The organism is Ciceribacter ferrooxidans (assembly GCF_004137355.1).
GTDB classification, from domain to species: domain Bacteria; phylum Pseudomonadota; class Alphaproteobacteria; order Rhizobiales; family Rhizobiaceae; genus Allorhizobium; species Allorhizobium ferrooxidans.
Genome location: NZ_SDVB01000253.1, coordinates 493,801 through 517,527, shown reverse-complemented (window position 1 = coordinate 517,527; position 23,727 = coordinate 493,801). Strand labels below are relative to the sequence as shown.

At 63.5% G+C, this 23,727-nt stretch carries 39 protein-coding genes; 26 read left to right on the top strand and 13 right to left on the bottom strand.

Annotation, left to right across the window (positions count from 1 at the left end):
* Positions 1–2: 2 nt before the first annotated feature.
* The 8 genes from EUU22_RS19030 to EUU22_RS18995 all read right to left on the bottom strand — a co-directional run bounded on the left by EUU22_RS19030 (position 3) and on the right by EUU22_RS18995 (position 5,173).
* Positions 3–1,568, bottom strand: a complete 1,566-nt coding sequence (locus EUU22_RS19030) for a DNA cytosine methyltransferase (RefSeq protein ID WP_129333549.1) — start codon at positions 1,566–1,568, stop codon at positions 3–5.
* A complete protein-coding gene (locus tag EUU22_RS19025) occupies positions 1,565–1,879 on the bottom strand; it encodes a hypothetical protein (protein WP_129333548.1) in 315 nt (104 codons plus the stop codon). Before EUU22_RS19025 ends, EUU22_RS19030 begins: the two co-directional genes overlap by 4 nt.
* Positions 1,876–2,370: a winged helix DNA-binding protein gene (locus EUU22_RS19020; RefSeq protein ID WP_129333547.1), complete on the bottom strand. Its 495-nt coding sequence runs from the start codon at positions 2,368–2,370 to the stop codon at positions 1,876–1,878. Before EUU22_RS19020 ends, EUU22_RS19025 begins: the two co-directional genes overlap by 4 nt.
* Positions 2,367–2,813, bottom strand: a complete 447-nt coding sequence (locus tag EUU22_RS19015; RefSeq protein ID WP_129333546.1) for a hypothetical protein — start codon at positions 2,811–2,813, stop codon at positions 2,367–2,369. The genes EUU22_RS19020 and EUU22_RS19015 overlap by 4 nt, the downstream gene beginning before the upstream one ends.
* A complete protein-coding gene (locus EUU22_RS19010) occupies positions 2,810–3,985 on the bottom strand; it encodes a DNA methyltransferase (protein WP_165351218.1) in 1,176 nt (391 codons plus the stop codon). Before EUU22_RS19010 ends, EUU22_RS19015 begins: the two co-directional genes overlap by 4 nt.
* A 95-nt stretch (positions 3,986–4,080) precedes the next feature.
* On the bottom strand, positions 4,081–4,512 hold the full coding sequence (locus tag EUU22_RS19005; RefSeq protein ID WP_129333544.1) for a LexA family protein: 432 nt from the start codon (positions 4,510–4,512) through the stop codon (positions 4,081–4,083).
* Positions 4,509–4,712: a hypothetical protein gene (locus tag EUU22_RS19000; RefSeq protein WP_129333543.1), complete on the bottom strand. Its 204-nt coding sequence runs from the start codon at positions 4,710–4,712 to the stop codon at positions 4,509–4,511. Before EUU22_RS19000 ends, EUU22_RS19005 begins: the two co-directional genes overlap by 4 nt.
* The gene (locus EUU22_RS18995) at positions 4,709–5,173 is read right to left on the bottom strand and encodes a phage regulatory CII family protein (RefSeq protein ID WP_129333542.1); all 465 of its coding nucleotides are present in this window, start codon (positions 5,171–5,173) and stop codon (positions 4,709–4,711) included. Before EUU22_RS18995 ends, EUU22_RS19000 begins: the two co-directional genes overlap by 4 nt.
* A gap of 243 nt (positions 5,174–5,416) precedes the next feature.
* Here EUU22_RS18995 and EUU22_RS18990 point away from each other — a divergent pair, with 243 nt between their 5' ends.
* On the top strand, positions 5,417–5,716 hold the full coding sequence (locus EUU22_RS18990) for a hypothetical protein (RefSeq protein ID WP_129333541.1): 300 nt from the start codon (positions 5,417–5,419) through the stop codon (positions 5,714–5,716).
* A 50-nt stretch (positions 5,717–5,766) separates the two neighbouring features.
* Positions 5,767–6,072 (top strand): hypothetical protein, encoded by a 306-nt coding sequence (locus EUU22_RS18985; RefSeq protein WP_129333540.1) that lies wholly within the window; start codon positions 5,767–5,769, stop codon positions 6,070–6,072.
* A gap of 56 nt (positions 6,073–6,128) precedes the next feature.
* Here the strand turns inward: EUU22_RS18985 and EUU22_RS18980 are convergent, their stop codons facing one another.
* The gene (locus tag EUU22_RS18980; protein WP_129333539.1) at positions 6,129–6,338 is read right to left on the bottom strand and encodes a transcriptional regulator; all 210 of its coding nucleotides are present in this window, start codon (positions 6,336–6,338) and stop codon (positions 6,129–6,131) included.
* Between the two features lie 83 nt (positions 6,339–6,421).
* Here EUU22_RS18980 and EUU22_RS18975 point away from each other — a divergent pair, with 83 nt between their 5' ends.
* Positions 6,422–7,228, top strand: a complete 807-nt coding sequence (locus EUU22_RS18975; RefSeq protein ID WP_129333538.1) for an XRE family transcriptional regulator — start codon at positions 6,422–6,424, stop codon at positions 7,226–7,228.
* Positions 7,229–7,262: 34 nt separating this feature from the next.
* Here EUU22_RS18975 and EUU22_RS18970 read toward each other — a convergent pair whose 3' ends face one another.
* Entirely contained in the window at positions 7,263–7,652 is a 390-nt protein-coding gene (locus EUU22_RS18970; protein ID WP_129333537.1) for a zinc ribbon domain-containing protein, read from the bottom strand.
* 188 nt (positions 7,653–7,840) lie between these two features.
* Positions 7,841–8,158 carry a hypothetical protein gene (locus tag EUU22_RS18965; protein ID WP_129333536.1) on the bottom strand — a complete coding sequence of 106 codons (318 nt, stop codon included), beginning with the start codon at positions 8,156–8,158 and terminating at the stop codon, positions 7,841–7,843.
* A 56-nt stretch (positions 8,159–8,214) separates the two neighbouring features.
* Between EUU22_RS18965 and EUU22_RS18960 the strand changes: the two genes are divergently transcribed.
* From EUU22_RS18960 to EUU22_RS18855, 21 genes are all read left to right on the top strand, one after another.
* Complete coding sequence (locus tag EUU22_RS18960; RefSeq protein ID WP_129333535.1) at positions 8,215–8,439, top strand: hypothetical protein; 225 nt, start codon at positions 8,215–8,217, stop codon at positions 8,437–8,439.
* The gene (locus EUU22_RS18955; protein ID WP_205687918.1) at positions 8,436–9,158 is read left to right on the top strand and encodes a hypothetical protein; all 723 of its coding nucleotides are present in this window, start codon (positions 8,436–8,438) and stop codon (positions 9,156–9,158) included. The genes EUU22_RS18960 and EUU22_RS18955 overlap by 4 nt, the downstream gene beginning before the upstream one ends.
* The gene (locus EUU22_RS18950) at positions 9,155–9,538 is read left to right on the top strand and encodes a hypothetical protein (RefSeq protein ID WP_129333534.1); all 384 of its coding nucleotides are present in this window, start codon (positions 9,155–9,157) and stop codon (positions 9,536–9,538) included. Before EUU22_RS18955 ends, EUU22_RS18950 begins: the two co-directional genes overlap by 4 nt.
* Positions 9,531–9,971: a hypothetical protein gene (locus EUU22_RS18945; RefSeq protein ID WP_129333533.1), complete on the top strand. Its 441-nt coding sequence runs from the start codon at positions 9,531–9,533 to the stop codon at positions 9,969–9,971. Before EUU22_RS18950 ends, EUU22_RS18945 begins: the two co-directional genes overlap by 8 nt.
* On the top strand, positions 9,964–10,200 hold the full coding sequence (locus EUU22_RS18940; protein WP_129333532.1) for a Lar family restriction alleviation protein: 237 nt from the start codon (positions 9,964–9,966) through the stop codon (positions 10,198–10,200). Before EUU22_RS18945 ends, EUU22_RS18940 begins: the two co-directional genes overlap by 8 nt.
* Complete coding sequence (locus EUU22_RS18935) at positions 10,193–10,441, top strand: hypothetical protein (RefSeq protein WP_129333531.1); 249 nt, start codon at positions 10,193–10,195, stop codon at positions 10,439–10,441. The genes EUU22_RS18940 and EUU22_RS18935 overlap by 8 nt, the downstream gene beginning before the upstream one ends.
* The gene (ssb, locus tag EUU22_RS18930; RefSeq protein ID WP_165351217.1) at positions 10,441–10,938 is read left to right on the top strand and encodes a single-stranded DNA-binding protein; all 498 of its coding nucleotides are present in this window, start codon (positions 10,441–10,443) and stop codon (positions 10,936–10,938) included. Before EUU22_RS18935 ends, ssb begins: the two co-directional genes overlap by 1 nt.
* Positions 10,935–11,369, top strand: coding sequence for an HNH endonuclease signature motif containing protein (locus EUU22_RS18925; protein WP_129333529.1), 435 nt, complete (start codon positions 10,935–10,937; stop codon positions 11,367–11,369). The genes ssb and EUU22_RS18925 overlap by 4 nt, the downstream gene beginning before the upstream one ends.
* Before the next feature lie 27 nt (positions 11,370–11,396).
* The gene (locus tag EUU22_RS18920) at positions 11,397–11,738 is read left to right on the top strand and encodes a YfdP family phage-associated protein (protein WP_129333761.1); all 342 of its coding nucleotides are present in this window, start codon (positions 11,397–11,399) and stop codon (positions 11,736–11,738) included.
* A gap of 32 nt (positions 11,739–11,770) precedes the next feature.
* Positions 11,771–12,739, top strand: a complete 969-nt coding sequence (locus EUU22_RS18915; protein WP_129333528.1) for a DUF2303 family protein — start codon at positions 11,771–11,773, stop codon at positions 12,737–12,739.
* Positions 12,740–12,753: 14 nt separating this feature from the next.
* The gene (locus tag EUU22_RS18910) at positions 12,754–13,023 is read left to right on the top strand and encodes a hypothetical protein (RefSeq protein WP_129333527.1); all 270 of its coding nucleotides are present in this window, start codon (positions 12,754–12,756) and stop codon (positions 13,021–13,023) included.
* Positions 13,024–13,025: 2 nt separating this feature from the next.
* On the top strand, positions 13,026–13,427 hold the full coding sequence (locus tag EUU22_RS18905) for an ASCH domain-containing protein (RefSeq protein WP_129333526.1): 402 nt from the start codon (positions 13,026–13,028) through the stop codon (positions 13,425–13,427).
* Positions 13,421–14,539: a DNA polymerase III subunit beta gene (gene dnaN, locus EUU22_RS18900; protein WP_129333525.1), complete on the top strand. Its 1,119-nt coding sequence runs from the start codon at positions 13,421–13,423 to the stop codon at positions 14,537–14,539. Before EUU22_RS18905 ends, dnaN begins: the two co-directional genes overlap by 7 nt.
* Before the next feature lie 11 nt (positions 14,540–14,550).
* Positions 14,551–14,979: a nucleoside triphosphate pyrophosphohydrolase family protein gene (locus EUU22_RS18895; protein ID WP_129333524.1), complete on the top strand. Its 429-nt coding sequence runs from the start codon at positions 14,551–14,553 to the stop codon at positions 14,977–14,979.
* Positions 14,980–14,988: 9 nt separating this feature from the next.
* Positions 14,989–15,564 carry a hypothetical protein gene (locus EUU22_RS18890; RefSeq protein WP_129333523.1) on the top strand — a complete coding sequence of 192 codons (576 nt, stop codon included), beginning with the start codon at positions 14,989–14,991 and terminating at the stop codon, positions 15,562–15,564.
* Positions 15,561–16,040 (top strand): hypothetical protein, encoded by a 480-nt coding sequence (locus tag EUU22_RS18885; protein ID WP_129333522.1) that lies wholly within the window; start codon positions 15,561–15,563, stop codon positions 16,038–16,040. The genes EUU22_RS18890 and EUU22_RS18885 overlap by 4 nt, the downstream gene beginning before the upstream one ends.
* A gap of 14 nt (positions 16,041–16,054) precedes the next feature.
* Positions 16,055–16,588, top strand: a complete 534-nt coding sequence (locus tag EUU22_RS25635; RefSeq protein ID WP_205687917.1) for a hypothetical protein — start codon at positions 16,055–16,057, stop codon at positions 16,586–16,588.
* A 102-nt stretch (positions 16,589–16,690) separates the two neighbouring features.
* Complete coding sequence (locus EUU22_RS18875; protein ID WP_129333521.1) at positions 16,691–16,924, top strand: hypothetical protein; 234 nt, start codon at positions 16,691–16,693, stop codon at positions 16,922–16,924.
* A 175-nt stretch (positions 16,925–17,099) separates the two neighbouring features.
* Positions 17,100–18,251 carry a tyrosine-type recombinase/integrase gene (locus EUU22_RS18870; protein ID WP_129333520.1) on the top strand — a complete coding sequence of 384 codons (1,152 nt, stop codon included), beginning with the start codon at positions 17,100–17,102 and terminating at the stop codon, positions 18,249–18,251.
* Positions 18,248–18,637, top strand: coding sequence for a hypothetical protein (locus tag EUU22_RS18865; protein ID WP_129333519.1), 390 nt, complete (start codon positions 18,248–18,250; stop codon positions 18,635–18,637). The genes EUU22_RS18870 and EUU22_RS18865 overlap by 4 nt, the downstream gene beginning before the upstream one ends.
* A 535-nt stretch (positions 18,638–19,172) precedes the next feature.
* On the top strand, positions 19,173–20,258 hold the full coding sequence (locus tag EUU22_RS18855; RefSeq protein ID WP_439329165.1) for a DUF475 domain-containing protein: 1,086 nt from the start codon (positions 19,173–19,175) through the stop codon (positions 20,256–20,258).
* Positions 20,259–20,325: 67 nt separating this feature from the next.
* On the opposite strand, the gene EUU22_RS18850 is transcribed toward EUU22_RS18855, so the two are convergent.
* On the bottom strand, positions 20,326–21,024 hold the full coding sequence (locus EUU22_RS18850) for an SH3 domain-containing protein (RefSeq protein ID WP_129333517.1): 699 nt from the start codon (positions 21,022–21,024) through the stop codon (positions 20,326–20,328).
* A 219-nt stretch (positions 21,025–21,243) separates the two neighbouring features.
* On the opposite strand from EUU22_RS18850, the gene EUU22_RS18845 reads away from it, so the two are divergent.
* The gene (locus EUU22_RS18845; protein ID WP_129333516.1) at positions 21,244–22,176 is read left to right on the top strand and encodes a DUF6030 family protein; all 933 of its coding nucleotides are present in this window, start codon (positions 21,244–21,246) and stop codon (positions 22,174–22,176) included.
* A gap of 140 nt (positions 22,177–22,316) precedes the next feature.
* Positions 22,317–22,652 carry a protein tyrosine phosphatase family protein gene (locus EUU22_RS18840; RefSeq protein ID WP_165351216.1) on the top strand — a complete coding sequence of 112 codons (336 nt, stop codon included), beginning with the start codon at positions 22,317–22,319 and terminating at the stop codon, positions 22,650–22,652.
* A 26-nt stretch (positions 22,653–22,678) separates the two neighbouring features.
* Here the strand turns inward: EUU22_RS18840 and galE are convergent, their stop codons facing one another.
* On the bottom strand, positions 22,679–23,716 hold the full coding sequence (gene galE / locus EUU22_RS18835) for a UDP-glucose 4-epimerase GalE (RefSeq protein WP_129333514.1): 1,038 nt from the start codon (positions 23,714–23,716) through the stop codon (positions 22,679–22,681).
* Between the last annotated feature and the right edge of the window lie 11 nt (positions 23,717–23,727).

The following is a 23,727-nucleotide window of genomic DNA, read 5'->3' as shown; positions in this document are numbered from 1 at the left end:
GGTCATATCTTCCCCTCCGCGGCCAGCTTTTCCATGAGGTCGATGCGACGGCCGATCCAGCGCATGACGTTGACCGCCATCGAATTTCCGAGCGCCTTGTAGCGCGGTCCGTCGGCCGCATGTTTCTTGCCGTTCCACGGCACGTCGGTGAAATCGTCGGGAAAGCCCTGCAGCCGCTCGCACTCGCGTGGCGTCAGCCGGCGGACGGCCCACGGATGGGCTATGGCCGGCGTCTGGTGAGCAGAAAGCGTTTGCACGCTGCCGTCGTCGCTGTAGCCGAGCGTCGTCTGCTTGCCGCCGGCCTGATGAGCAAAAGCTATGGCCCCGACGCCTACACCCGCCCGCCCGCCGTTAGGCGTAAGAATGGCGTTAGCGGTACCATCCTGCCGCCATTCGATGTCTGGATCACCAGCACGACCGCGAATGGCCAGCGTCAAGGGCGCGGCCACCGCAGGCACGATCGGTGTACCCCTTCCAGTTCCGTCTTCGGATGCGTCGAAACCTTCGGCCTTCAAGGTGTGCGCAACATAGGTGTCGAGGTCAGCAGCGTGGCTGTCGTTTTCCTTAGTCAAGAGCGTATGCGCGACGAGCATTGTCGCGGTGTCGGCCGTCGTCCCCGGCTGCCGCTCGCCACCAGTGTCATTACCGCCCGCGTTCAACGTAGGCGCCACTTCCGCGACAAATGTCTCGACTTCGAAATCGATCCTGTGACCGTGGGCCGTCAGGGCCGTCAGGGCCGTCGAGACGTCGAGAGGTCCGGAGGTATTGCCGCCGCCGAAGGCCCGGCTGATCAGTCCTCCGTCGAGGTCGAAGTCTGTTCCGAGCCCGCCACCGCCTGTAGGTCGGCTTGCAATTGTAGGGGCAATTCCTTGCCCCGCTTCCCTGCGCGGCGCAGGATCCCCGCGCATGCCTTGGGGCTCAAGTAATACCGCCGCGGCACGTCGCCAGTCTCCAAGATATCCGACAACGAACACACGCCGTCGTCTTTGAGGAACAGCCCGCCCAAACCCGTCCACTCTGACATATTGAGCGTCAAGAACCCGGTAGGCGAACCCATACCCGCATTCCCGAACGAATGAGAGAAAGGTCGCAAAATCACTTTCCTCAACCCATTCGTCTCCGGCTTCGCGGCCTTCAAGTCCGGATCGAACACCGCCTTCACCGTCCTCTTCATCCGTGACAGAGGAAACGACGCCGGGGACGTTTTCCCAGACGAACCAGCGGGCGTGCAGGCGGCGAGCCAGTGCGAGATATTCGAGGGCGAGGTTGCCGCGCGGATCATCCAGTCCGAGGCGCTTTCCTGCGACGCTGAAGCTTTGGCAGGGGGTACCTCCAACAAGAACATCGACTGGCCCGGCATCTGCCGTGATTTGCGTGAAGTCGCCATGGTTTGGAACTCCGTTCTTCGAAAGCGGCTCGCCCGGCATGTTGGAGCCGTAGTGATGTGCAAGCACCGCACTCGGAAAGGCCTCGATCTCGGAGAAGAACGCAGGTTTCCACCCAAGCACATGCCAGGCCATCGTTGCGGCTTCGATGCCGGAGCAAACGGACCCGTAGACGAGTGTCATGCCAGCACCTCGTCCAGCAGCTTGATCATGTCGTCCGCCGTCGCGTAGCGAAGCCGGCCGGTGGACATGTAGACGTCGAGCGCGACACGGAAATCGGCCCGGCAATCCGGGCTCAGCGTCGGCCAGAGGCTATCCTCGACCAGCGTTCCGATCCGCCAGCCGCGCAGGCCGCACGGATCGGTGACGACGCGTACCCGGCCGAGCGCGAGTGCTGCCCCGAGGCCGAGATGGCTGCGCACATGCTCCCGGCCGAGATCGACATAAGGAGCAATGACGAGGAGGATCGCCGGCTGATTGTCCTTCCCGGTCATGGCGCGTCCCCCGTTGTTTCCGCCGCCAACCGCTGGCCCTTGCGGGTGAGCGACCAGACCACGGCCCGGCGTCCGCCGCCGCCGGTCTTCTGGATCAGGCCCTTGGCGGCGAGCCGGTGCACGGCATAGATCACCCGCTCCTTCGGCGCGTCCATGCGCCCGGCGAGTGCCGCGAAGGAAAGCGCGATGCGCCCGCCCTCCTCAGCGATCACGGCGAGGATCGCCGCCTGCAGCGTGTCCTGCTCGACGAGGTTCCGCTCGCCGTCCTCGTCGGCCGGGAAGGCGCGGTCCGGCTTGCCCACGCGGAAGGCATGGCGCGACTTGTAGAGCGCGGTGAAAGTGTCGGCGTCGATCCCGAGCGCCGCGCAGATCCGCTTCCAGCCATAACCGGCGTCGGAGAGCAGCCGCACCGCCTCGCTGCGAAGATGCGGCGCCATGGCGGCAAAGCGTTCCGGGCCGATCTCGACCTCGCCGAAAAGCAGCATGGTCATGTCCACCTCGTCTTTCTGGGGGCCGGCGTCTTTCCGGGTTCAGGTGTCTGGCCGGCGGTCTGCGATGCCGATTCGGCGACGGCCGGCGGCGCGGCCGGGCGGGAAGAGACCTGCGCGACAGGCGCGCCCGACTGGTCGCAGCAGGTGGCGAGGAAATGCGCATGCCGCCGCGCCCGCCAGCCGGCGATCTCGGCACGGTTTTCGTCCCAGCCGTCGCGGAAGCGCCGGGTCACCCGCTCCTCGGTCCAGAGGTCCTCGAGGAGCGATCGCTTCCCGTGCCAGCTCGGCATCACCCGCGCACCGGTCGGGATCGCCATCAGGTCGGCGTGCGCCGTCACCATCTTCACCCAGGCCGGGATGAACGGCAGGTCGACCGCGAAGAGCTCGACGGCCGCAAGCTGCGGGTTGTCGGTGACGACGTAGAGGCGGATGTCGGGGGTCATTTGACACTCCCGAAGAGTGGCCCGGCGTTCTCGTCTACAAGCCCGCGACGCTTGATGATCTCCCGCTTCTTTTCGTCAGTTCCGGAGAGGCAGAGACGCATCCTCTCTGCGATATCGGCTTGGTATTCCGGCTCGCGCTCGATCAGGACGGCATTGAAGCCTTCTCGCCATGCCGCCTCTCCGGTCGTCCCGGTCCCGGCGAAGCAGTCGAGGACCGTGCCGCCCGGAGGCGTGACCAGCCGGACGAGGTAGCGCATCAGGTCAACCGGCTTTACGGTCGGATGCCTGGAGCCTATTCGGTCATCCGCGTCGGCTTTGGCCGAATAGAAGAAGCGAGACGCGTTCCCGGCGTCGCCGTAGCCGATCATCTCAGTGCCAGCCGGCCGGCTTTCACAGCCGTAGGCCACGCCCGTATTTCCGTTGCGGTCGGCTCCGGTGTCGCGCTTTATCGCTCCAGTCCCACTTTCTGTCTGCGGGAATGCGGCGACGACCTCATCGCTGCCGTCGTGAATGAGGTTTGCCGGCCACCGACCGCCTTCCTTCTGTTCATAAACGCCAGGAACCTTCGCTGCCCCGAAGACTCCAGCACCAGACGATCCCAGCGCAATGCTGCGAGTGGCGGTGATTGTCTCGTCAGTCGGAACTCGGCAGCCATCGATATTCACGGCGCCAGTGCCGTGCTTCAGCACATTCGCCGTGCCAGTCTTTTCACTGAAGGGCTTCTGCCCCATGTAGATTGGCTCTATCGCCGGCTTGAGCGCCTGCCCGCCGTAGCGCCAGCCGTCGTAACCGTCGGCCTTGAGGCGGGTCGCCTTTGGAAAACCCGAACCAAAGACCCATGCGATCAGCGGGTGCGTAATGAACCCGGCGTCCTCGATCGCCACAGACATGCGCCAAAACCCGCGCGTTGACGCAAAGGCGAGGATATATCCACCGGGTTTCAGCACGCGGAGCACTTGCCTCCACGTCTCGATCTGGAAGGCGATATCGCCTCCATCCCACGCTTTGCCCATGAACCCCGCAGAGGCGCGCTTGAACGCGCCTGTCCGACCTGACTTGGCTTCTGCCGCGCCATCCTTGCCGAACCGATCGACGATGCTCGTCAGATGATAAGGCGGGTCCATCACCGCGCTGTCGATGCTGTTCTCCGGTAGCGAGGCCAGAGCATCCATGCAGTCTCCGGGATAGAGCGTCACCCGCCCACCGAGGAAAACTCTCGGTTCGAGATCCGTCGGCGCTGCTTCGCGCCCGTGGTAGTCGGGCGCGTTCATTCCCCGGCGCTCCTGATCCGCCAAATCGATGGCTTGCCGTTGGTGCCCTTGCGCACCTGCTCGATCTCGCCGCGCCTGCGAAGCTTGCGCAGAACGGTCGCGACCTCGCCCTTGCTGGTCATGCCGGTGGCGGCGCCGATCTCATCGTAGGAGCCGCAGAAATTGCCCTCTTCGTTCGCTCCGGAGGCTATGAGGTCGAGCACCCGCTTTTGGCTCGTCCCCATCGGCCATGCACAGGGGTTGACCCCTCGCCCACAGATGTCGTCCGGCGCGTCGCCGTCGAGAATGCTATCGACGAGGTCGGACCGCAGCGCGATCGCCACGATCGCGTGGCACAGCTTCTGCGGCGAGCAGCCGAGACGCTCCGCATGCTGCCTTGCGGCCTCGACCAGCGCACGGGACTGGAGCCGGACGGTCACCGAGTTCATTTGTCCGCTCCCTTCGGCCAGGCCTCGCTCGCGGTCCGCACCGTCAGACCGTTTTGGCGGCGCCAGTCGCCGCCGCGCTCGATGGTGATCTGTGCGGCAAGGTCCGTCGGGTGGCCGCGGCCGACGACGATCGGCGCGGCGCTGTCGATCTCGGCAAGGCCGAGACCCTCGACGAAGTGCAGGTCCGGACGGGCCTTCATGCGCCCTCCCCCAGCTTTCCCTCGAATTCCGCGAGCGCCTTCTTCAGCTCGTCGACCTGCCGGCGGATCGCGCGGCGTTCGCCATGGTCGACATGGTCGTCTTCGAGCGCCTCCGCGGCGGCGCGGCGCACGTCATCGAACTCCAGCGAAAGCCGGCTGACATCGCGGTGGGTGAGGCTTGACACTCTCGGTTCCGCCTCGGCCGGCACCAGCCGGTAGCCGAGCAGGCGGGCGAGTTCGCTGGTGATGATCGGGGAGCCGGCCTCGAGATCGGCTTCGAGCGCGACATCGAGCGGAATGAAATCCGCCTCGTAGTCCTCACCGGTCAGCCCGTAGCAGGAAAGCCGCCCCTGCCGCACACGTGTGACGTGCTGGAAGCTTTCCGGCCCGCCGGCTGCCTTGATCGAACGCCGTGTCGCGTCCTTCAGCGCCGTGGCGATGTGGTGGGTAATTGCACGCACGAAACCCTCCCTGAAAATCAAGGAATGAAAGATCGAAAATCATTCGGTGAAGGCGCGGGCATCCGCGCGTAGGGTCAGCCCATCAACAGGGGCCCGCCAGCAAGGGCGAAGCCCGCCGCTTAAGGGCGGGACAGATAACTACGGGGGACCGCAGCATGTTTTCGAGACCAACGCAGGCCTGTCCGATGGAGTCATGGCCATTTGATGATAGGCTGCGAAAAGTTCCGCACTGGAGACGCCTTTATGACCTCGGCCTTGCCATTCACCCGGGACGACAAAGACCTGATCAACGATACCTTCGTGCGCTGCACGGTCCTCGAAACGATGCTGATCGAGCTTCTCGGCGCCTACAGCATCCAGTTCGAAGAGCCTCCCGCCTTCCGTACGCAGTTTTTCGTAGCGATCCGGGAGCGGTTTTCGCAGCGGCTGACCAATCCGAAAGCGTTTGGCGAAGCCGAATATGCGAAGCTCGCACTCAAAATAGCCGACCAGACCGAAACGCACGCGCTCCATCATCTTGGCGGGGATGCCCAGCAGGGTTGATCGGCTCATTCGGCAGCCTCCTTGGAAACACGACGAAAGGACATGTTAAAATGAACAGCGAAACGCCAAACCCGGAAGACGAAGACGGTTACGTGCCGGTTGAAGCCTTCATTGAGCTGAGTGCCCGGCTGGCCGGCCGCATCCAGGCCCTCGAAACCATGTTGCAAACGCTCCTTTCGGAACGCGTGTCCCTTGCCGATCTCGAACGCCGGGCGGACGCGGTGCTTCTCCACGCCGAGGCGTCGAAGATAGCCGACGGAAAGATGCCGGAAGAAGCCATGCGCAGCCATGAATGGGCGAGCCAGTCGCTTCATGCCTTGTTTCGCAATGCCACGATCGCGCGGGATATCAAGTGATGGCGCCGCCATCACATAAGGGGCGCACGCGTCCAGCATGTGTCGGTATGATCGGCTCATTCGGCAGCCTCCTGGCCCACTGGCCCGTAGATATCCGGGCGAAGCTCGTGCCTGGAAACGCCGCTAACGCGCTCGACATCGAGAACCCGATTTGCGGGGACCCGTTGCCACTGAGAGACGGCTTGCGACGTAACGCCACCGATCGCTTTCGCGAGAGCGCTTGGGCCGCCAGCCTGCTGCTTTGCTCGTTCACATGCCTCGTTCATGCGTGAATTGAAAGCATATCTTTCGTTCTTATGCAAGCACCTCTTTCGATGAAAGGTCGCCTTTCATGTTGCATAGTGCCACAATGACCTCTTCCAGAAAGATTGACGCCGAACGCGGCGAACGAATACGACGCGTCAGAACCGAGGTTCTCAAGCTGTCGTCACAGGAGAAATTTGCTCAGCTTCTGAGCAAGGAAGCCAAAGGAGTGACCCGAGGCGCCGTCGGCAATTGGGAACTGGGCAAGGAAGTCGGCATCGACAGCATGGCAGCCATATGCAAGGTTTCCGGCGTCAGTCTGGATTGGCTCGCCTATAACCGCGGCAGCATGCTTTCAGCGAGCAAACCGGCACTCATCTCCTCCTTTGACCCCGACGCCGCAGCCGACGAAATCGACCACATTCCGAGCTATAGCCGGGAGCAGTGGAGGCCAGGTTTGGAGGGTGCACTTCCGGAACTCGATAGCAAGCTTGGCGCGGGCCAGGGGGCCGTCGGCGAGATCATCTCCCTGCCGGTTTCCAACGGGACGGTATCGGGCCACAGAATTGTGGCAGAGTGGGTGTTCCCATCGGCGTACCTGCGAACAGAAATCAAGGCATCACCGAACCATACGATCGTCATGGAGGTTGTCGGAGACTCGATGACCCCGACCTACCTGCCCGGCGACCGCGTGCTGATCGACTTGTCACAGAACCATTTCGTAACGGACACGGTCTATGCGATCAGCGACGGCTATTCGGAACCGCAGATCAAGCGCCTCCAACGCGTGCCGTTCTCAGAACCGGCACTCGTGCGCATCATCTCCGACAACCCGGCTTTGGAAACATTTACCGTCGAATTGGCCAAACTCACGGTCATCGGTCGCGTCTGCGGGCATATTGCGAGGAAGTAGAGCGGTGGGCGTTTCAGCGCCGCCAACCTCGCCCCTATGAATTGAGAGGCATGCCGCAAAAGCAAAGCTTCGAGGTCGGAGGGTTCTCGCGGCCGCAGTTCCGACAAATCAGCATATGCCTGATTTGCTGCCCCTCCCCACTATTCGCAGCAGAATCGTCGGGAGCCTTTGCGCGGCGGGCGGGTATAGTCATCGTCTGAGGCTCATCCGCTTGCACCGTTTCAGGCGCGTGCGGCGCCGCCTTGGCGAGCACCTCAACGACCCTGGCGACCCTCCCTGCGACCAAGGCTAGGGTCATCATGATGAACCCGCCGACGATGTAGGTTGCGGCCAGCAGCTGGTGCAGCGCGCTCTCCGCTACCAGCGATGTCATCGTGCCGTTGAGAATAAACGCCGCAGCAATCAGTGCGAGCAGTGTGGCCATTTCCGGTTCTCCTAAACATTATCAAGAGTGAAAGCATATCTTTCCTCTTGCGGAATAATGAAAGATATGCTTTCACTTCCTCTGTCCCGCACCCAATCGGGATGACCTACCCAGGAGCCGCCGCGACGAACCCCGGTCGCGGCGGCTTTCCGGACAGAACGGAGAGCAGAGGCAAATGCACCCGACGCCTACTGGACCTGACCTTGCCCGCCTGTTCGGCGCAAGGCTTCGTGATGAAGAAGCCGCCCGAGCTCTTCGGCGATCTCTCGCGTGCGCGCTCGCGCCGCTTTCATCCGCCGAGTTGGATGTGCTCGCTCTAGAGCTTGCATCTGCTCCTCGACGGGTCGGAAGAATGCTGCAAGCTCCGTCGGAGGGTGAGACTGACCAAGCGCCCATTTCCAGATCAATTGCGTCAGTAGAGCTTCCGCCGCAAACTGCTGGCCAAGCAGCTCCTCGATCAGTTCCTGCGCGAGCCTGTCTTTCTCGTTTCTCTCTTCGTCCGTCATGGACTTCCCCCTCACTGCACGATGCCCCCGAAAGGGTTCATCCTTGCGCGCAGCGCGTGCAAGATCAAGGGGGCGATCACTTCACCCCCTTCGGCGCGCGCGTGCCGGCGCCGATCGCCGAGCCTCCCCGGCGGTCGGCGCCCGTTTCGCTTTCCCACATGATGCTCGTCGCCGCAGTGACCGGCCTCTGCTTCGCCGCCGGCAGCTTCACTCTGCTCGCTTCGGTGAACCGGCTGGCGGTGCGCCCTGCCCCGCAGCTGCAGGCATGGAGCGCCGAATGACGGTTCGCCTCTGCCGCACCCGCATCGACAGCTTCCGCGCCGACGGCAGCCTGATGGACCTCGCCGCCCCGATGGCCGAGGAGGTCTCCTTCTCCATCATGGCCGCGCGGCTCTCGCGCATCGCCCGCTTCAACGGCACCCCGCACGGCGGCTACTCGGTCGCCCAGCATTGCGCCATGGGCGCACAGGCGATCCTCAACGAGGGCGGCGACGAGCTGCTCGCCGCGCTCTTCCTTCTCCACGATGGCCACGAGTCCTTCGTCGGCGACAAGACGCGCCCGGTGCAGAGCCTCGAACGCACGGCGATCCGCATGGCTGGCGGAGAAGAAGCGGCGGCGGCCTACGACCGGGTGCATCGCGCCATCCGCGACGGCTGGGACTGGGCGATCTACACCGCCGCCGGCCTGCCGGCACCTGCCGCCTGGTCGAAGCGGATGCGCACCACCGTCGCCGCCATGGACGAGCGGATGCTGTATGCCGAGGCGGTGGCGCTCTTCGGCAGCAACGGCGCCGCATGGGTGAAGGCGAAGCTGCCGGCGCTGAAATCCCCCACTCCAAAACTCACCGGCGCCATCCGCCCATGGGGGGCGATGAAGGCCGAGGAGGCCTTCATCGCCATGTTCGACCGCCTGCTCGGCTACGAGCGGCGGATGGAGGCGAGCGCCGTGCACGCCGCCCACGTGTCGCTGACCGAATTCCGCGAAGGGAAGGGAAAATGACCACCCATATCGAAATCACCGGCACCCACGCGCCGTTCGAAAACGGCCACCGCATCGCGGTCACGAAACACGCCGGCTCCATGCAGGTCGGCATCGACAAGCAGTATAACGCGCTCATCGCGGAGTTCCGCTCCGGCTCTCCGGTGCTGGTCGATGCGGCCGGCCTGCAGGTCTGCGGCCCGATCGACATCGACGGCGCCCGCGGCCTCGCTCGCTCCGTTCTCTCCGGCGACCCGCGCGCGATCACCGGTCCGCAGACGACGCTGAGCCTCGCGCTCGCCCTCTTCCACGTGCTCGACACGCTGGATTTCGCCGACGCCAATTTCGTCACCGGCTGCGACTGGGAAGAAGCGGAAGAGGAGGACGTCTCCCATGGCTAATCCCTCCATCAACCGCTTTCTCGAAGACGGCATGATGGACGCCATAGACCACGCACTTGGCCGTCCGATCTTCCCGCTGCAGGAAACCTATCGCAACCGGTACTTCATCGATTCCGACTGCGACGAAGGCCGTGCCATGGCAGCATCGCCATTCTGGCGCGAGGCCGGAACGAACGGTGGATCGCTGACCTGTTTCGAAGTCACCGAGGATGGTCGCCGAGAGCTGGCGGATCACCTGAAATCCATACGCGACCCGTGGCGACTTTTCGAAGTGACCTTTGAAGGCGCGGCCGAAACGATCGCCGCAACGTCCTTCGCAAACGCCAAGTACCGCAAATGGCTGGAGGTGAGCGACAGCTGGTCGGAACTCACCTTCGGCCGGTTCATTGCCGCGTCACGTGTCCGCTTGGCTTCGGGGGTGTCCCATGGCTAGGCGTCTCCCGAAGCTCAAACCCTGCCCATTCTGCGGCCAGTCGGACGCTTTCGTCGAGCGCCGCGATTTCTCATCCGCCTACGTCTTCTGCAACGCGTGCAGCGCGAAGGGACCGACCCAATATCCTGAAGACAATGACGGCGACGAGGACGAGCCCGGCGGCCGCGCCGCGATCCGCGCCTGGAACAAGCGCACTCGCGCGATCCGGAAGGAAGCCGATCATGACTGAGCGTAGTTTCTTCGATCTGGTCTCGCCGGATCTCTATGCAAACGAGCTGCGCGAGCGCGGCTACAGGCTGCCGTTAGCACCCGATCCGGACGACATGGGCTCGGTGCTCGACGCCGGCGGCAACCACGTCTTCACCGTCGACGTCAACAGCGAGCGGGAAGACGCCGACGCCGACGCCACCCGCCGTCTCATCATCACCGCCGTGAACCACTGCGCCGGTTTCAAGACGGAGGCACGCTGATGGCGGGAAGTGTGAACAAGGTCATCCTGATCGGCCATCTCGGCGCCGACCCGGAAATCCGCCGCACCCAGGACGGCCGGCCGATCGCGAACCTGCGCGTCGCCACCTCCGAGACGTGGCGCGACAAGGTGACCGGCGACCGCAAGGAACGGACCGAGTGGCACTCGGTCGTCATCTTCGTCGAGGGGCTGGCCAAGGTCGCCGAGCAATACCTGAAGAAGGGTTCGGCGGTCTATCTCGAAGGCCAGCTCCAGACCCGCAAGTGGCAGGACCAGAGCGGCCAGGACCGCTACACGACCGAGGTCGTGCTGAACGGCTTCCACTGCAACCTGACGCTGCTCGGCTCGCCTGGCGGCGGCAACCGCCCGCCGCCGGCCGGCAGCCCCGAGGACTATGGGCGCGAAAGCAGTCGCACTCCTTCCGGCGGCGCGACCGGCCCGAGCTTCTCCAGCGATCTCGACGACGACATTCCATTCGCTCCGGAGTGGCGCGGATGATTGGCGAGATATGGAAAATCGTACCGTCGGCCCCGCAGTTACTCGTGTCCAGTGAAGGCCGGGTCATGGTTGCCCCATACATGGCGTCGATGCCGAATGGTGGTGTTCGCCAATATGGCGGGGAGCCTCATTTCGGCGTCTGGAGCAAGGAAGATGCGCGCTTCATCGTCGTCTACAAAGGCAAGACCTACAAAGTTCATCAACTTGTCTGCGAAGGCTTCCACGGCCCGCGCCCGCACGCCGATAGCATCTGCATCCATGGCGACGAGAACTCCGCCAACAACCGACCGTCGAACCTGAAATGGGGGACACAGAAGGAAAACCTCGCCGCACCTGGGTTCCGCGAATACTGCCGCAACCGGACAGGCGACGACAGCCCTTGGATCAAGGGTCGAATATCCCTGTCGCTCGCGCAAGCCACCCAGACCTGAAACCAGCCAAGGAGCACGCCTGTGAGCATGAAACTGATCCGCGATGCCGATACCCTGATTGCCGTGCTCGAGCACGGCGACCTGAAATCCGATCTCAATGTCGAGATCGCCAAGGTGATCGGCAAGCTGCACCACCTGTCGGAAGACAATCCGAAGAAGAAGTTCTCCGGGTCGCTGACCCTCAAGATGAAGTTCTCGGTCGAGAACATGATGGTGCAGATCACCAACGACATCGCCTCGACCCTGCCGAAGGAACCGCGCCGCATGGACGTCTTCTGGACGACCGAGGACGGCGCGCTTTCGACCGAGCACCCCGCCCAGCACGACATGTTCGGCGGGCCCCGGGCGATCGAGGCCCACCGCCAGTAAGCCCCTCCCCAAGCCGAAAAAGGAAGAGAAGCATGAAGACGGACGAAACCACACTCGAAGCGACAGTCGCGCAGCTCGCGCCGGCGGTCGACATCGAAGCGCTGCGCAAGATCATCGACGATGCCGGCACGACGCTGGCAAGGGTCGATATCGAGGGGATAGCCGACCTTGGCCTCCCGAAAGAACTCCCTATCCTCATCGACCGCAAGACCGGCAAGGCGGTCAGCGTCAAGGCGCTGATCGAGGAATACCGGACGCACCCCGTCCGCAAGAGCGGCACTGCAAACGTGCAGACGCTGCAGAGCTTCATCGACCTCGTCGACCGCCACAAGACGGGGAATAGCGTGATCTTCGCCGACACCGACTGGCGCAAGCCCTCGCTCACCGCCGTGATCGACTATCACGACCTCGAAGACAAGGCGCGCGCCGACAACGGCAAGCACCGCATCCACTACGCCTTCCCGCTCTCGGAAGAATGGAAGGCATGGATCGCGCAGGACGGCGTGACGATGAATCAGTCCGAATTTGCCGAGTGGATCGAAAACCACCTGCCCGACCTCTCCTCGCCGGATACCGCCGAAGATGAAGACTTCAAGGAGCGCTTCGGCCTCAAGGTGGCCTGGCCGAACCAGATGGTCGCGCTCTCGCGCGGACTTCAGGTGAATGTCTCGAGCCGGGTGAAGAACAATGTCGTTCTGCAGAGCGGCGAAGGCGAGATCACCTGGGACGAGGAGCACAAGGACGCGGCGGGCAACAAGATTTCCGTGCCTGGCCTCTTCATCCTGTCCATCCCGCCCTTCTTCATGGGCGAGACGACGCGCATCCCGGTGCGCCTGCGCTACCGCGTGTCGGCGGGCAGCGTGGTCTGGACCTTCAAGCTCTATCGGCCGGATGTCTACGTCACCCAGCAGATCGAGCGGGATCTGCTGACCGCCTCGACCGCGACCGAACTGCCCGCCTACTGCGGCAAGCCGGAAATGGCCGGCGGCGTGACGGGCTGACGGGAGAAAGAGCCATGATCCCGCTCGCCGAAAACCCGGCCGTCATCGACCCTGAAAAGCACCTCACGCTCACCGAGCAGGCGGCGCTCACCGGAATCGGTCGCTACCGGCACCAGTCCCGGCGGGCGGGCTACGTCGTCATCGGCGACCGCCGCTTCACCACGAAGGTCGTCGAGGCCCTGCGCGACAAGGGCCTGATCAACGGAAAACTTCCGAACATCAAACCGACCAGCGCCGGGCGCATGGCGATCGCCCGCCTGCTCGGCATCAGAGGAGCCGCATAGCGATGGACGACCTTCCAAAGCTCGCCCTTTCCATCCGCCAGCCATGGGCATGGGCAATCCTGCACGCCGGGAAACCAGTCGAGAACCGCTCGTGGTCGACGAACCTGCGCGGCCCGATCTGCATCCATGCTGCCAAAGGCATGACGATGGCCGAATATGCCGAAACCAGACAGTTCGTATGGTCGCTCGGCATCAAAGATATCCCTGCCTTCGATGCTATCCGGCGCGGCGGCATCATCGGCGTTGCCGATCTCGTCGACGTGGTGACCCACCACCCGAGCCCTTGGTTCTTCGGTCCTTACGGCTTCGTGCTCGCCAATCCGCGGGCAGTTCCCTTCATCTCTGTCAAAGGCGCGCTCGGCCTCTTCGACTGGCGCAAAAATCTGGAGATATCCCCATGCTGACCGTCAGCAAGACCGCGCTCACCAGTGCCCTCGCCTTCGTCGCCGATATCGTCGAGCGCCGCAGCACCATCCCGATCCTGCAGAACGTGCTGTTCGAGCGCGGCGGCGATGGAAAGCCGATCCTCAGGATGACCGACATGGATATCGAGGCCTCGCTCGCCTTCCCGGCCGAGCTCGCGGCGGATTTCCGCCCGTTCACTGTGCAGGCGCACCTGCTGCGCGAGATCGCCCGCAAGCTGCCGGACGGCGCGGATGCCGCAATCACCGCGGCAGACCCTGCCATGGGCGCCGTGAAGCTGCGGGCCGGCCGCTCGATCTTCTCGCTCCAGGTCCTGCCGGAGGGCGATTTCCCGACGCTGCCCGCCGGCAACATCGCCTGGCGGCGCGACATCCCGGCCAGGGCGCTGCTGGAGGCGATCGGCGCCGTCGCCTTCGCGATCTCCACCGAGGAGACGCGCTATTATCTGAACGGCATCTTCTTCCATGCCACCGAGGCCGGAGTGATGCTGGTCGCGACCGACGGCCACCGGCTCGCCAAGCGCTTCGTCACGGCCGAGGGCGCGGATGGCGAGCTTGCCGGCGTCATCATCCCGCGCAAGACCGTTTCCCTCCTTTCGAAGATCATCGCCGGCGCCGGCAAGGAGGCGGTCGTTTCCGTCTCCGGCTCGGAGGAGAATATCCGCTTCGAGCTTCCCGGCGTCACCGTCACCTCGAAGCTGATCGACGGGACCTATCCCGAATACCGGCGGGTGATCCCGGCCGAGGGGCCGGTGCTGGTCGAGATCGAGGGGCCGCAGCTGCGCGCCGCCGTCGACCGCGTCGGCACGGTCGCGACCGATCGCGGCCGGGCGATCAAGTTTTCCTTCGCGGGCGGGCAACTGACGCTTTCCATGGCCAATCCGGACGCCGGCAGCTCGGAAGAGAGCCTGCCGCACGAAGGCCAGGCCGAAATCATGATCGGCTTCAACGGCAAGTACGTGCTCGACGCACTCACCCACCTGCCCGACGGCACGGTGACCATGTCGATGACCGACGCCGGCAGCCCGGCCGTGCTGCGCGCCGACGGCGACCATGTTGAAAACCTCATCGTGCTGATGCCGATGCGGACCTGAGGGAGAGAGTGATGACCAGGAGCATCAATCAGATCGACAGCGGAGACGTGAGCGTCTTCGATGAAGCCGTTGATCTTACCGATAACGTTCTCGATCTTTACCAGTGGATCGCCACGAAAAGCGCCATCTATCCCGGCCGGGGAACGCCGCTCGGCCTCGCCTATGTCGCGCTGAAGATGAACGGCGAGGCCGGCGAATTCGCCGAGCACGTCGGCAAGGCGATGCGCGACGACGGGCTTATGGCCTTCGCCGATCGCGTCCATCTCGAACCGGAACGCCGGGAACTGCTGATCAAGGAGGTCGGCGATGTCCTCTGGTATCTCTCGGCCGCCTGCAACGAACTCGGCATAAACCTCTCCGCAGTCGCGCTCACCAACCTCAGGAAACTGCACGACCGGTCGCAGCGCGACGCGCTCCGCGGGTCTGGCGATGAACGGTAGGCGGCGGAGATGACGAATGCAACGAACGTGCAGTTCGAAGGCACCGACGAGATGGTCGTGGCCTTTGCCACCGCAAGGGAGGCGGCCGAGTGGGCGCTTCAGGGCTTCTACGACGGCACGGCATTCTACATTCTCGATCAGAGAAGAGAGCCGGGATGTCATACTGTCTGGAAGCGGTCCGATCCGGACTATCGCCTTGGGCATGCCAGAATGGTCGCAGAGATCGCGCGCCGGGTTATTTCCGAGGCGCTCACTGCCGCCCTCGTCGCCTGGTTCGGAGACGAGGAAAAGCCGCGCTACACGACACGGCGCCTCCGGCTGGAAACCGATCGCGCCTTCGAGCGCGGCAGGCAGCAGGCCTTCGACGAGATGCTGACCGCCATGCATGATGGCATCCCGCCCACATTCTCCATCTGCGAGCAGGTCGAGAAGCACACCGGCGATTACACGGCCAGAGGCGAGGTCCGCGCCGTCTTCGCCATGAAGAACGGCGCAATCCGATTCGTCGTCGAGCACCAGGCCGAAGGCGGCGGCTCCTTCTGCCATATCTACAGCGAGAAGAACCTGCGGAAGGTGGCGCCATGAGAAACCTCAGATACGCTCTCGATCAGCTCAGGCTGCTTGTCGCCGATCACCTCATCCTCTCCGCGCTGAAGATCGCGCCGAGCGGGCATCGGGATACGCTGCATATCGCTACCGCCATGCGCCTCTACGCCGATCTCAGGATGGCGGATATCGCCAGCGAGACGGGCAAAGGTAAGTTTGGCCAGCGCCCCACCAAGGCAGGTCCAGACGAGAAGCTAGCCCTCCACGCCCGCGCCATCGCCGCTGAAGCCCGTCTCGCCGAAGCAGTGAAGCTGATGGAGCCGTTCGCATCGGTTACGACGGCAGACGGTTTGCCGGACGGGTTCTTGCGCATCCCTGACGATCATCCGTTCTTGTTCAATGCTACCGGCTTCCCGGGTGAAGAAACATGGAAGCCGGTCGTCACGGTCGGTCACCTCCGCGCCGCCCGCGCCTTCGTCGACAGCGAGAAGAACCTGCGAAAGGTGACACCATGAGACCGACATTAGAAATGATCGATGCAGGCTGGAAGGCGGCGTTGGGTCTGAACAAGATGCAGGTGGAGCGCATCCTCGTCGCAGCGCTTTCTGCTGTCCCGTGTCAGATGGTGACTGATGAGATGGTTGACCGCGCCGATAGCGTTCTCTCTCGTTCGCGCCCTGGCATCCCCGACGAAACAATCCGTACTGCCCTCGCCACCGCCCTTGCGGCCATGCCGGTGGGGGAACGGGAGGTTGTGCGGCACAAGAAGCGTGGCACGACGTACGAGGTCATCGCCCGTGGTCGCCTGCAAGTCGATGGCGACTTGGACAACGAAAAGGTAACCATCTATCGATCGCTACAAGACGGCGCCTATTGGGTTCGTCCTGAGTACGAGTTCAGCGATGGCCGTTTCGAAGTCGTTTCGTTAGCAACAATGACTTCCGACCTCGCCGCCGAAAACGAGCGCCTGCAGGCGGCGCTGCATGCAAAGGCCAGTAGTGTCGGGTACTTGGCGATCGAAGACATTGACGAAGTCTTCACAGCGACCGGGCGAAAGCTATGACCTCCCCGCTCCTCGCCGTCGTCTTCATCGTCACCATTGCCGGAGGGATCGCGCTGGTCGTCCGCCAGCGCGCCGGTTCCCGCAAATCGGAGGGCCTCGACCGTGACTGACGCTTATGTCGCCAAGCTTCGCGACCTCGGCCGCTGCCCGTGCTGCGGCGGCGTGGAGGTTGAGATGGATATCGATATCGCGAGCCGGCATGCCCGCGTGACCTTCGTCTGCTCCGCCGTCTTCGAGACATCGAACGGCCGGATCATCGCGGCCACACCCTGCCCGGCCGGCGCCGTCCTCGCCGCCCATCTCCTGAATATCGAGGTGCAGGGAGGGGGCCGATGACTGCGTCAACCGGACCGATCGGGAATGTTCACACCCTCGCGGAAGCGGCGGACCAGCTGAGGGCCTCGACGAAGGCCATCGCCAAGGTTGCGCGCCGCGAAGGTTTGTGTAGCATCGTCGGCCGCGATCTGCTCTTCAGCGATAGCGACATACTCGCAATCTGGAACGTGTTGAGATGCCCCTCAAGCTCACCCGCCGAAAAGGATCGGACTACTGGTACATCCGCGGCACGGTCCGCGGACAAAGCCTTTTCGAATCTACTGGCACACGCGACCAGAAAGTCGCAGAGGAAATCCGCATCAAGGCCGAAGCCAGAATGCTCGAAGAGAGCATCCACGGCAAGAAAGCCCTCGTAACCTTCGAAGAGGCAGCCAACGCCTATCTGGACGCCGGCGGGTCGCCCCGCTTCCTGATCAAGGTTTCGCGATCCGGGAAGGTTTCCGGGATCGCCGCGCACTTCCGAGGGAAGCTTCTCAAGGATCTCGGCCAGGCCGATCTCGACAACGCCGCCCGCATTCTCTTTCCAACCGCCTCGGCCGAGACGCGCAACCGCCAATGCTACACGCCGTTCATTGCGGTCTGGTCCTATGCGGTGACCAACCAGTGGGCAGAGCCCCGGCAGTGGCGCCGGCCGCGCAAGCCGAAGGGTACCAACGTCGCCATCCTCAAGCGCGAGCGCGCGGGCACACGACCCGTCGCCTACGATCGCGCCGCACTGTTCGTCGGGGCCATGTCCCCGGCTCCGGCTCAATTGATGACCGCCCTCTTCTATACCGGCATGCGCCCGATCGAGCTCTTCACCCTCGAGGCCGAGGATGTCGACATTGAAGGGCGGTGGATCACCCTGAAGAACAGCAAGACGGGGGAGCCTCGCGGCGTGCCCCTGCACGAGTTCCTCGTACCGCTGTTCGACAGCCTGGTGAAGCGCGGCGGCATCCTCTTTCGCACCCACAAGGGCGACCCGTATCCGCCGACAGAGGAATTCGGTGGCCAGCTCTCCTCGGCAATCAGGGGAGCGCGCGAGCGCCTGAAAAAGCAGGGTATCGTCATCACCGACGTCTCGCCCTACACGGCCCGCCACACGGTCTCGACGGAACTGGTCGTCGCCGGCGTCCATCCGCACGTCAAAGACCAGATCCTCGGCCACGCCGCGGACGACATGAGCCGCCACTACACGCACGTGCCGCAGAAGCCGCTGATCGAGGCGATCAACACCCTGCCGGTACCGTCGGCATGGCGCGCGCTCGAATGGTGGCAAGACCCGACCTACTGGTCCAGGCGGCTGGTGAAGTGGGGGAAGAAGGAAAACGGAGCAAAGTACGCATGACGAAGGTTGTATTTAAGAACAGCGAGTGGACGGTCTATGAAAACAGGATGGTTCACCACGCGGGCTACAGCTACGAGATATACGGAAACTACGCCGAGAAGCGTGGTGACGGTCCGCTCTGGGACTGGGTATTGCAGCTCGGAGAGAAAAACTGGTTCAAGCCCAAGGAGTTTGCGGAAGCCTTTGGCGCTGCCCTCAATCACCATGGTATCAAGTTGGACGCCGGCCTGATGCTGAGTTTCTACAAGCTTGGGCAGGACGAGATTAAAGAGCGGGCCTTTAAACAGGCTCAAAAGGATCTTGGCTATGATCCGGAGAAGGGTATCGACCTTTTCAAGGACTATCCGCAGATCGATAAGGAGACAAAGCGCAGACTTGGAGAATAGTGCAAAACACGTGCACGCCACCAATTCTGACGCTGGAAATATATGTAATTCATAGCGTTGCGAAAGCTGGTGCCTAGCCTTGGTAAGGGAGAGGCCGAGAGTTCAAATCTCTCTAGCAGCACCAGTTTTCCTTGTTTCGATCTCAACATTGCCTTGCATCGGCCGCGTTTCCGCGGGCATGCCGAAAATGCCGCAGGCTCAATGCTCTTGCGCCATTGGCGGGCGCTGCGACAGCACCTACATTTGGTGTGACTGCGCTGAAGCTGCGTCGCCTCTTGACGATCTTCGGACGTTCAGGGAAAAACAGCGTGGTCCCGCGGCCCCGGTTTGCCGGCCGCCGCGACCGAACCTCTGGTGCCGGGCCCCTCTGGCGAGAGTTTACGGCGCTCTCGTGATGTCGGTACCGCCAGCAAGATGAGCCGGCGGATTCAAAAATCATGTCTATTTTGACCATGCCTCACCCGCATGCCTGCTTCGCCAGTGCATGCTGCCTTCGGCAATTCATATTCGATATTCACTCCGGGAGGGCGAACCTGTGAACGCGACCCCCTCTCAAAAAGGAATGCTCGACTACTTCAAGTGGGCCTTCGTCGCAACGGCCGCCGGGCTCTTGCTCGGCGGCTGGCTCGGTTGGCAGTCCTCCGGCACGATCGGCGGAATGGCAACAGTCTTCTTCATCTGTGCCGTTCTCGCGGTACTCGAAATCTCGCTCTCCTTCGACAACGCGATCGTCAATGCCAACAAGCTCAAGGACATGACGCCTGCCTGGCAGCATCGCTTCCTGACCTGGGGCATCGTGATCGCCGTCTTCGGCATGCGCATCGTCTTCCCGCTGGCGATCGTGGTGATCGCCGCCGATCTCGGGCCGATCGAGGCCTTCCTGCTCGCCGCGCGGGAGCCGGCCGAATATGCGCGCATCATGAACGACGCGCATCTGCCGATCGCCGCCTTCGGTGGCACCTTCCTGATGATGGTCGGCCTCACCTACTTCTTCGACCACGAGAAGGACGTGCACTGGATCGACGTCGTCGAGAAGCATATGGCGCGCTCGGCGACGATCAAGGGCATCGAGATCGGCCTTGTGCTCCTGATGATCCTGCTCTTCTCCTATCTGCTCGAAGGTGCGGAGGCAGTGACCTTCGTCTACTCGGCGATCTACGGCCTCGTCACCTTCCTCGCCGTCGAGGTGGTCGGCGGCCTTCTCGACGCCTCGCAACGGACGATGACGGAGGCGGCGAAGGGCGGCCTCGGCGCGTTCATCTATCTGGAAGTGCTGGATGCGAGCTTCTCGTTCGACGGCGTCATCGGTGCCTTCGCGCTCTCGCAAAACCTCTTCGTCATCGCGATCGGCCTCGGCATCGGCGCGATGTATGTCCGCTCGATGACCATCATGCTGGTCGAAAAAGGAACGCTCGCCGAATACCGCTACCTGGAGCACGGCGCGTTCTATGCAATCCTGATCCTCTCGGTGATCATGTATTGCCAGACGATGCTGCACATCCCGGAAGTGATCACCGGGCTCGGCGGTGCGGGTCTCATCGGCATCTCGCTCTGGTCGTCCATCCGTTACAACCGGATGGAGCACCTCCGCGAGCGCGAGGCGGTCGTGGAAAACATCTGAGCCGGAGATTGCAGGACGGCCGCGCGCGAAGCGGCCGTCCTGTCGCCGATTTCCAATCAGGCCACGCTCAGCCGCAGGCGTTGCGCGCATAGACCTTGCGGTCGTTCTGCTTCAGAACCCAGCCCCGATAGGTCCTCATCCGGACCTCGCACCAGACGGTCGTGCCGTTCTGCTCAACGCAGCCGACGATATCGAGGCATTGTCCTGCCTCGACGCGCCCGAGGACAGCGCCCTCGGTGCCCGGCATGGCGCGGACATTCATCCGCGTCACCATATGGATCGAGGTGATGCCGGCCGCGACATCGGGCGCCCCGATGTCGCTCGGCTGGGCGCAACCACCATCCGCATAGGGGAGGCACCCGGCACCGCCGGCAGCGGGCTCCGGTTTCAGCGGCGGTTGCGGTTCGGCCGCGTCGGCGTGCACGACCTGCAGGGTTTCCCCGTCCAGCGTCATGCCGACATAGATACCGGGCTCTTCCTTGTCGGCACGCGCAACCTGTTCAAGGCCGGACGCAGTGGAATAGAAGATGATGGTGCCGTCGCCATTGTTCATCGAATAACCGGAGATCGCCTTGAGGTTCTCCGGACAGGCAAAATCGTGCTGCGTGACGGCAAAGATGCCTTCCGCCACCGGATCCTGACCGAACGAGATGTGGCAGGCCCCTTTCGGAGAGGTCACGCTCCACAGGTCGGAAGCGGCAACGGAACCGCACATGGCGAGACAAAGAAGACCGGCGGTAGCCGGCAGGAGGCGCGACATCGGCATCGAGACAATCCTTCTTGAGGTTGCAATCCCGGTTGCCTATGGACGACCTCCCAGGTGGTCAACGCCGGATATCGACGAAGGACGGATCGGCCCAATCTTGGCCGTTCCCGGGAGGACAGGTGACCACCGTCGACACTCAACGCTCGGCTGCAGGAGAGATATAGGCCAAGCGCCCGTTTCCGTGCCATAAACGGCCGGTACCGAAATCAGAAGACCCGCATGCCGCACCGCATCAGACGACGCACAAGCCGGAAAAAGGTCGGCGTAAAGCCTGCACGGCCCAAGAGGAGCAGCCATCTCCTCTTCGGTGTCCTCGTCGTCGTCACTCTCTCGGCCATCGTCGCAACCTTCCTGCTGGCGAACGACATGCACCATCTGAGGTCGCTGGCACGGCGCTACGGGCTGGACCGGCTGTTTGCGGAACCGTCGGGAACTGAAGCGCCCGTCGCGCTCAAGGGACGGCGGCTCGAACCCGTGCCGGTCGAAGTCCCCCGATACTTCTTTACCGATTTCATCGAGCCCGCGGCCGGCACCTTCGTTCGCGAAATCCGCATCCGCGGACCGGCTCTCTGCACTGAGCTGAACCGTGCCGGGCTCAAGAATCCCGGCTGGCGGCCCAGCGAGTACGATAGCCGCACCTCCGAATGCCTGTCGGAAACGCGGTTTGCCGCTCCCGACGCGGCCACCGACACCGATGGCGAGGAGGCCTCGCTCTTCTTCATTGCCAAGGGCACGCCGCAGGGGGACGTCCGTTCCATCCGCATGAAGCTCGTCGCCCCCGCCGGCATGCCGGGCGAGACGGCACAGGCGTGGCTCGTCGAAGCCTTGTCGGAGATCATCGACCGCACGACCTGGAGCGACTTTGCGCCGGCAACCGACGCCGCGCGGCAGCTCGCCGACTATTCCGCGGTACACTTCGGGATTTCGGTCGAGTTCAGCCGCGACTTCGTGATCACCGACGGCTACAATTTCATCCTCGCGCCGGACGGTCGAAGTCCACTCGTCAGGAGGACCCGCGCCTACTTCTCTCCGGACGGATGGCTACCGCTCGGACCCGGTGAACCGCGGCTGCCGGCGGCTATCATCCGGCACTGGCGACTGTCGGAAGCGACGCCGGCAAAGACGGGACGCCCTGTCGCATCGCCACTATGAGCGCCGGCATTTTGCCGCTATGGCCACGCTTCCACTTGAATACATATGGATGCATCTATATTTGTGCTGCAAGACAGTGGACAGGTGCTCCTTCGGCCCATGTCTCCCGCCGCATCCACTCCGTGAAAGGAAGCCGTATCGTGCATATCCGCCCCGTCACCCAGAATTTCCACGTCTCGGGCCAGCTGAAGCCGAGCGACATCGCAAAGGTCGCCGAAGCGGGCTATGCCGCGGTAATCTGCATGCGTCCGGACGGCGAGGGCTGGGGCCAGCCGAAGTTCTCGGCAATCGAGGAGGCAGCCCAGGCGAGCAATCTTCCCGCCTATTACCTGCCCGTCGGCGGCGGCGTGCCGATGGAACAGGCAAAGAAGCTGCGGGCGCTCCTCAAGGAGACCGAAGGCCCGATTCTCGCCTTCTGCGCGTCCGGCGCACGGTGCGCCGGGCTCTACCAGATGGCACAACAGATCGGCGGCTAATCTCCCGCGGCGGCGAGCGGCCGGCCTCAGGCGCTTTCGGCCAAGGTCCGCTGCTGGACTTCACCTCTATCCAGGCGCCGCTCCCAGTCAAGCGCGGTGCGGACGATGAAATCGAGGTCGTCATGGCGCGGCGTCCAGCCGAGAGCCGTGCGCGCAAGCGTCGGGTCCGCGACGATGAAGGCGGCATCACCCGGACGCCGCGGTCCGTAGGAAACCTCGAGCGGCCCTCCATTGCTGCTGCCCGGCTCGCTCCGCACCCGACCGACGGCTTCCAGCACCTCGAGGACCGAGTAGCCACGGCCGTAACCGCAGTTGGCGGTGAGGGATTCGCCGCCGTTCCTCAGATATTCCAGCGCCTTCAGATGCGCATCGACCAGATCGCTGACATGGATGTAGTCCCGTACGCCGGTGCCATCGGGTGTGGGGTAATCGGTGCCGTAGACGTCGACCTTCTCCCGCTTTCCGAGGGCCGCCTCGCAGGCGACCTTGATCAGGTGGGTCGCCCTGCGGGTCGACTGGCCGGAGCGACCGGCAGGATCTGCGCCGGCGACGTTGAAATACCGCAGCACTGCATATTTCAGTCCGTGGGCACGCGCGGTGTCGCGCAACATGATTTCGCTCATGAGCTTCGACTGGCCGTAGGGGTTCTCGGGCCGAAGCGGCGCGATCTCGAGAACCGGATCCGGCTTGTCGGGCGTGCCGTAGACCGCAGCCGTCGAGGAAAAGACGAAGTGGGGCACCGAAGCCTTGACCGCGGCGGACAGCAGCGCGCGAGTGTTGCCGGTGTTGTTCTCATAGTAGGAAAGCGGATCGGCGACGGAATCCGGAACGACGATGGACGCGGCGAAGTGAATGATCGCTTCGATCGCGTTCTCCGAGAATATCCGGTCGAGCAGGGTTACGTCGCCGACATTGCCCTCGTAGAAGCGAACCCGGGGCGGAACGGCCCAGCGAAAGCCGGTCGACAGGCGGTCGAGCACCGCGACCTCGTAGCCTGCGTCGAGCAGCGCCCAGACCATGTGGCTGCCGATATATCCCGCACCGCCGGTAACCAGTATCGCCATTGTCCACTCTC

Excerpts from the sequence above, each read along its gene's own strand:
- EUU22_RS18920 (WP_129333761.1), top strand. The coding sequence starts at position 11,397 with ATGAAACTGATCCGCGATGCCGATACCCTGATTGCCGTGCTCGAGCAC.
- EUU22_RS25635 (WP_205687917.1), top strand. The coding sequence starts at position 16,055 with ATGATCGATGCAGGCTGGAAGGCGGCGTTGGGTCTGAACAAGATGCAG.
- ssb (WP_165351217.1), top strand. The coding sequence starts at position 10,441 with ATGGCGGGAAGTGTGAACAAGGTCATCCTGATCGGCCATCTCGGCGCC.
- EUU22_RS18985 (WP_129333540.1), top strand. The coding sequence starts at position 5,767 with ATGAACAGCGAAACGCCAAACCCGGAAGACGAAGACGGTTACGTGCCG.
- EUU22_RS18950 (WP_129333534.1), top strand. The coding sequence starts at position 9,155 with ATGACCACCCATATCGAAATCACCGGCACCCACGCGCCGTTCGAAAAC.
- EUU22_RS19025 (WP_129333548.1), bottom strand. The coding sequence starts at position 1,879 with ATGACCGGGAAGGACAATCAGCCGGCGATCCTCCTCGTCATTGCTCCT.
- EUU22_RS18870 (WP_129333520.1), top strand. The coding sequence starts at position 17,100 with ATGCCCCTCAAGCTCACCCGCCGAAAAGGATCGGACTACTGGTACATC.
- EUU22_RS18895 (WP_129333524.1), top strand. The coding sequence starts at position 14,551 with ATGACCAGGAGCATCAATCAGATCGACAGCGGAGACGTGAGCGTCTTC.
- EUU22_RS19005 (WP_129333544.1), bottom strand. The coding sequence starts at position 4,512 with ATGAACTCGGTGACCGTCCGGCTCCAGTCCCGTGCGCTGGTCGAGGCC.
- EUU22_RS18845 (WP_129333516.1), top strand. The coding sequence starts at position 21,244 with ATGCCGCACCGCATCAGACGACGCACAAGCCGGAAAAAGGTCGGCGTA.
- EUU22_RS18890 (WP_129333523.1), top strand. The coding sequence starts at position 14,989 with ATGACGAATGCAACGAACGTGCAGTTCGAAGGCACCGACGAGATGGTC.
- EUU22_RS19015 (WP_129333546.1), bottom strand. The coding sequence starts at position 2,813 with ATGACCCCCGACATCCGCCTCTACGTCGTCACCGACAACCCGCAGCTT.
- EUU22_RS18925 (WP_129333529.1), top strand. The coding sequence starts at position 10,935 with ATGATTGGCGAGATATGGAAAATCGTACCGTCGGCCCCGCAGTTACTC.
- EUU22_RS19020 (WP_129333547.1), bottom strand. The coding sequence starts at position 2,370 with ATGACCATGCTGCTTTTCGGCGAGGTCGAGATCGGCCCGGAACGCTTT.
- EUU22_RS18850 (WP_129333517.1), bottom strand. The coding sequence starts at position 21,024 with ATGCCGATGTCGCGCCTCCTGCCGGCTACCGCCGGTCTTCTTTGTCTC.
- EUU22_RS18945 (WP_129333533.1), top strand. The coding sequence starts at position 9,531 with ATGGCTAATCCCTCCATCAACCGCTTTCTCGAAGACGGCATGATGGAC.
- EUU22_RS18865 (WP_129333519.1), top strand. The coding sequence starts at position 18,248 with ATGACGAAGGTTGTATTTAAGAACAGCGAGTGGACGGTCTATGAAAAC.
- EUU22_RS19000 (WP_129333543.1), bottom strand. The coding sequence starts at position 4,712 with ATGAAGGCCCGTCCGGACCTGCACTTCGTCGAGGGTCTCGGCCTTGCC.
- EUU22_RS18990 (WP_129333541.1), top strand. The coding sequence starts at position 5,417 with ATGACCTCGGCCTTGCCATTCACCCGGGACGACAAAGACCTGATCAAC.
- dnaN (WP_129333525.1), top strand. The coding sequence starts at position 13,421 with ATGCTGACCGTCAGCAAGACCGCGCTCACCAGTGCCCTCGCCTTCGTC.
- EUU22_RS19030 (WP_129333549.1), bottom strand. The coding sequence starts at position 1,568 with ATGACACTCGTCTACGGGTCCGTTTGCTCCGGCATCGAAGCCGCAACG.
- EUU22_RS18955 (WP_205687918.1), top strand. The coding sequence starts at position 8,436 with ATGACGGTTCGCCTCTGCCGCACCCGCATCGACAGCTTCCGCGCCGAC.
- EUU22_RS18965 (WP_129333536.1), bottom strand. The coding sequence starts at position 8,158 with ATGACGGACGAAGAGAGAAACGAGAAAGACAGGCTCGCGCAGGAACTG.
- EUU22_RS18905 (WP_129333526.1), top strand. The coding sequence starts at position 13,026 with ATGGACGACCTTCCAAAGCTCGCCCTTTCCATCCGCCAGCCATGGGCA.
- EUU22_RS18910 (WP_129333527.1), top strand. The coding sequence starts at position 12,754 with ATGATCCCGCTCGCCGAAAACCCGGCCGTCATCGACCCTGAAAAGCAC.
- EUU22_RS18980 (WP_129333539.1), bottom strand. The coding sequence starts at position 6,338 with ATGAACGAGGCATGTGAACGAGCAAAGCAGCAGGCTGGCGGCCCAAGC.
- EUU22_RS18885 (WP_129333522.1), top strand. The coding sequence starts at position 15,561 with ATGAGAAACCTCAGATACGCTCTCGATCAGCTCAGGCTGCTTGTCGCC.
- EUU22_RS18970 (WP_129333537.1), bottom strand. The coding sequence starts at position 7,652 with ATGGCCACACTGCTCGCACTGATTGCTGCGGCGTTTATTCTCAACGGC.
- EUU22_RS18975 (WP_129333538.1), top strand. The coding sequence starts at position 6,422 with ATGACCTCTTCCAGAAAGATTGACGCCGAACGCGGCGAACGAATACGA.
- EUU22_RS18940 (WP_129333532.1), top strand. The coding sequence starts at position 9,964 with ATGGCTAGGCGTCTCCCGAAGCTCAAACCCTGCCCATTCTGCGGCCAG.
- EUU22_RS18935 (WP_129333531.1), top strand. The coding sequence starts at position 10,193 with ATGACTGAGCGTAGTTTCTTCGATCTGGTCTCGCCGGATCTCTATGCA.
- galE (WP_129333514.1), bottom strand. The coding sequence starts at position 23,716 with ATGGCGATACTGGTTACCGGCGGTGCGGGATATATCGGCAGCCACATG.
- EUU22_RS19010 (WP_165351218.1), bottom strand. The coding sequence starts at position 3,985 with ATGGATGCTCTGGCCTCGCTACCGGAGAACAGCATCGACAGCGCGGTG.
- EUU22_RS18915 (WP_129333528.1), top strand. The coding sequence starts at position 11,771 with ATGAAGACGGACGAAACCACACTCGAAGCGACAGTCGCGCAGCTCGCG.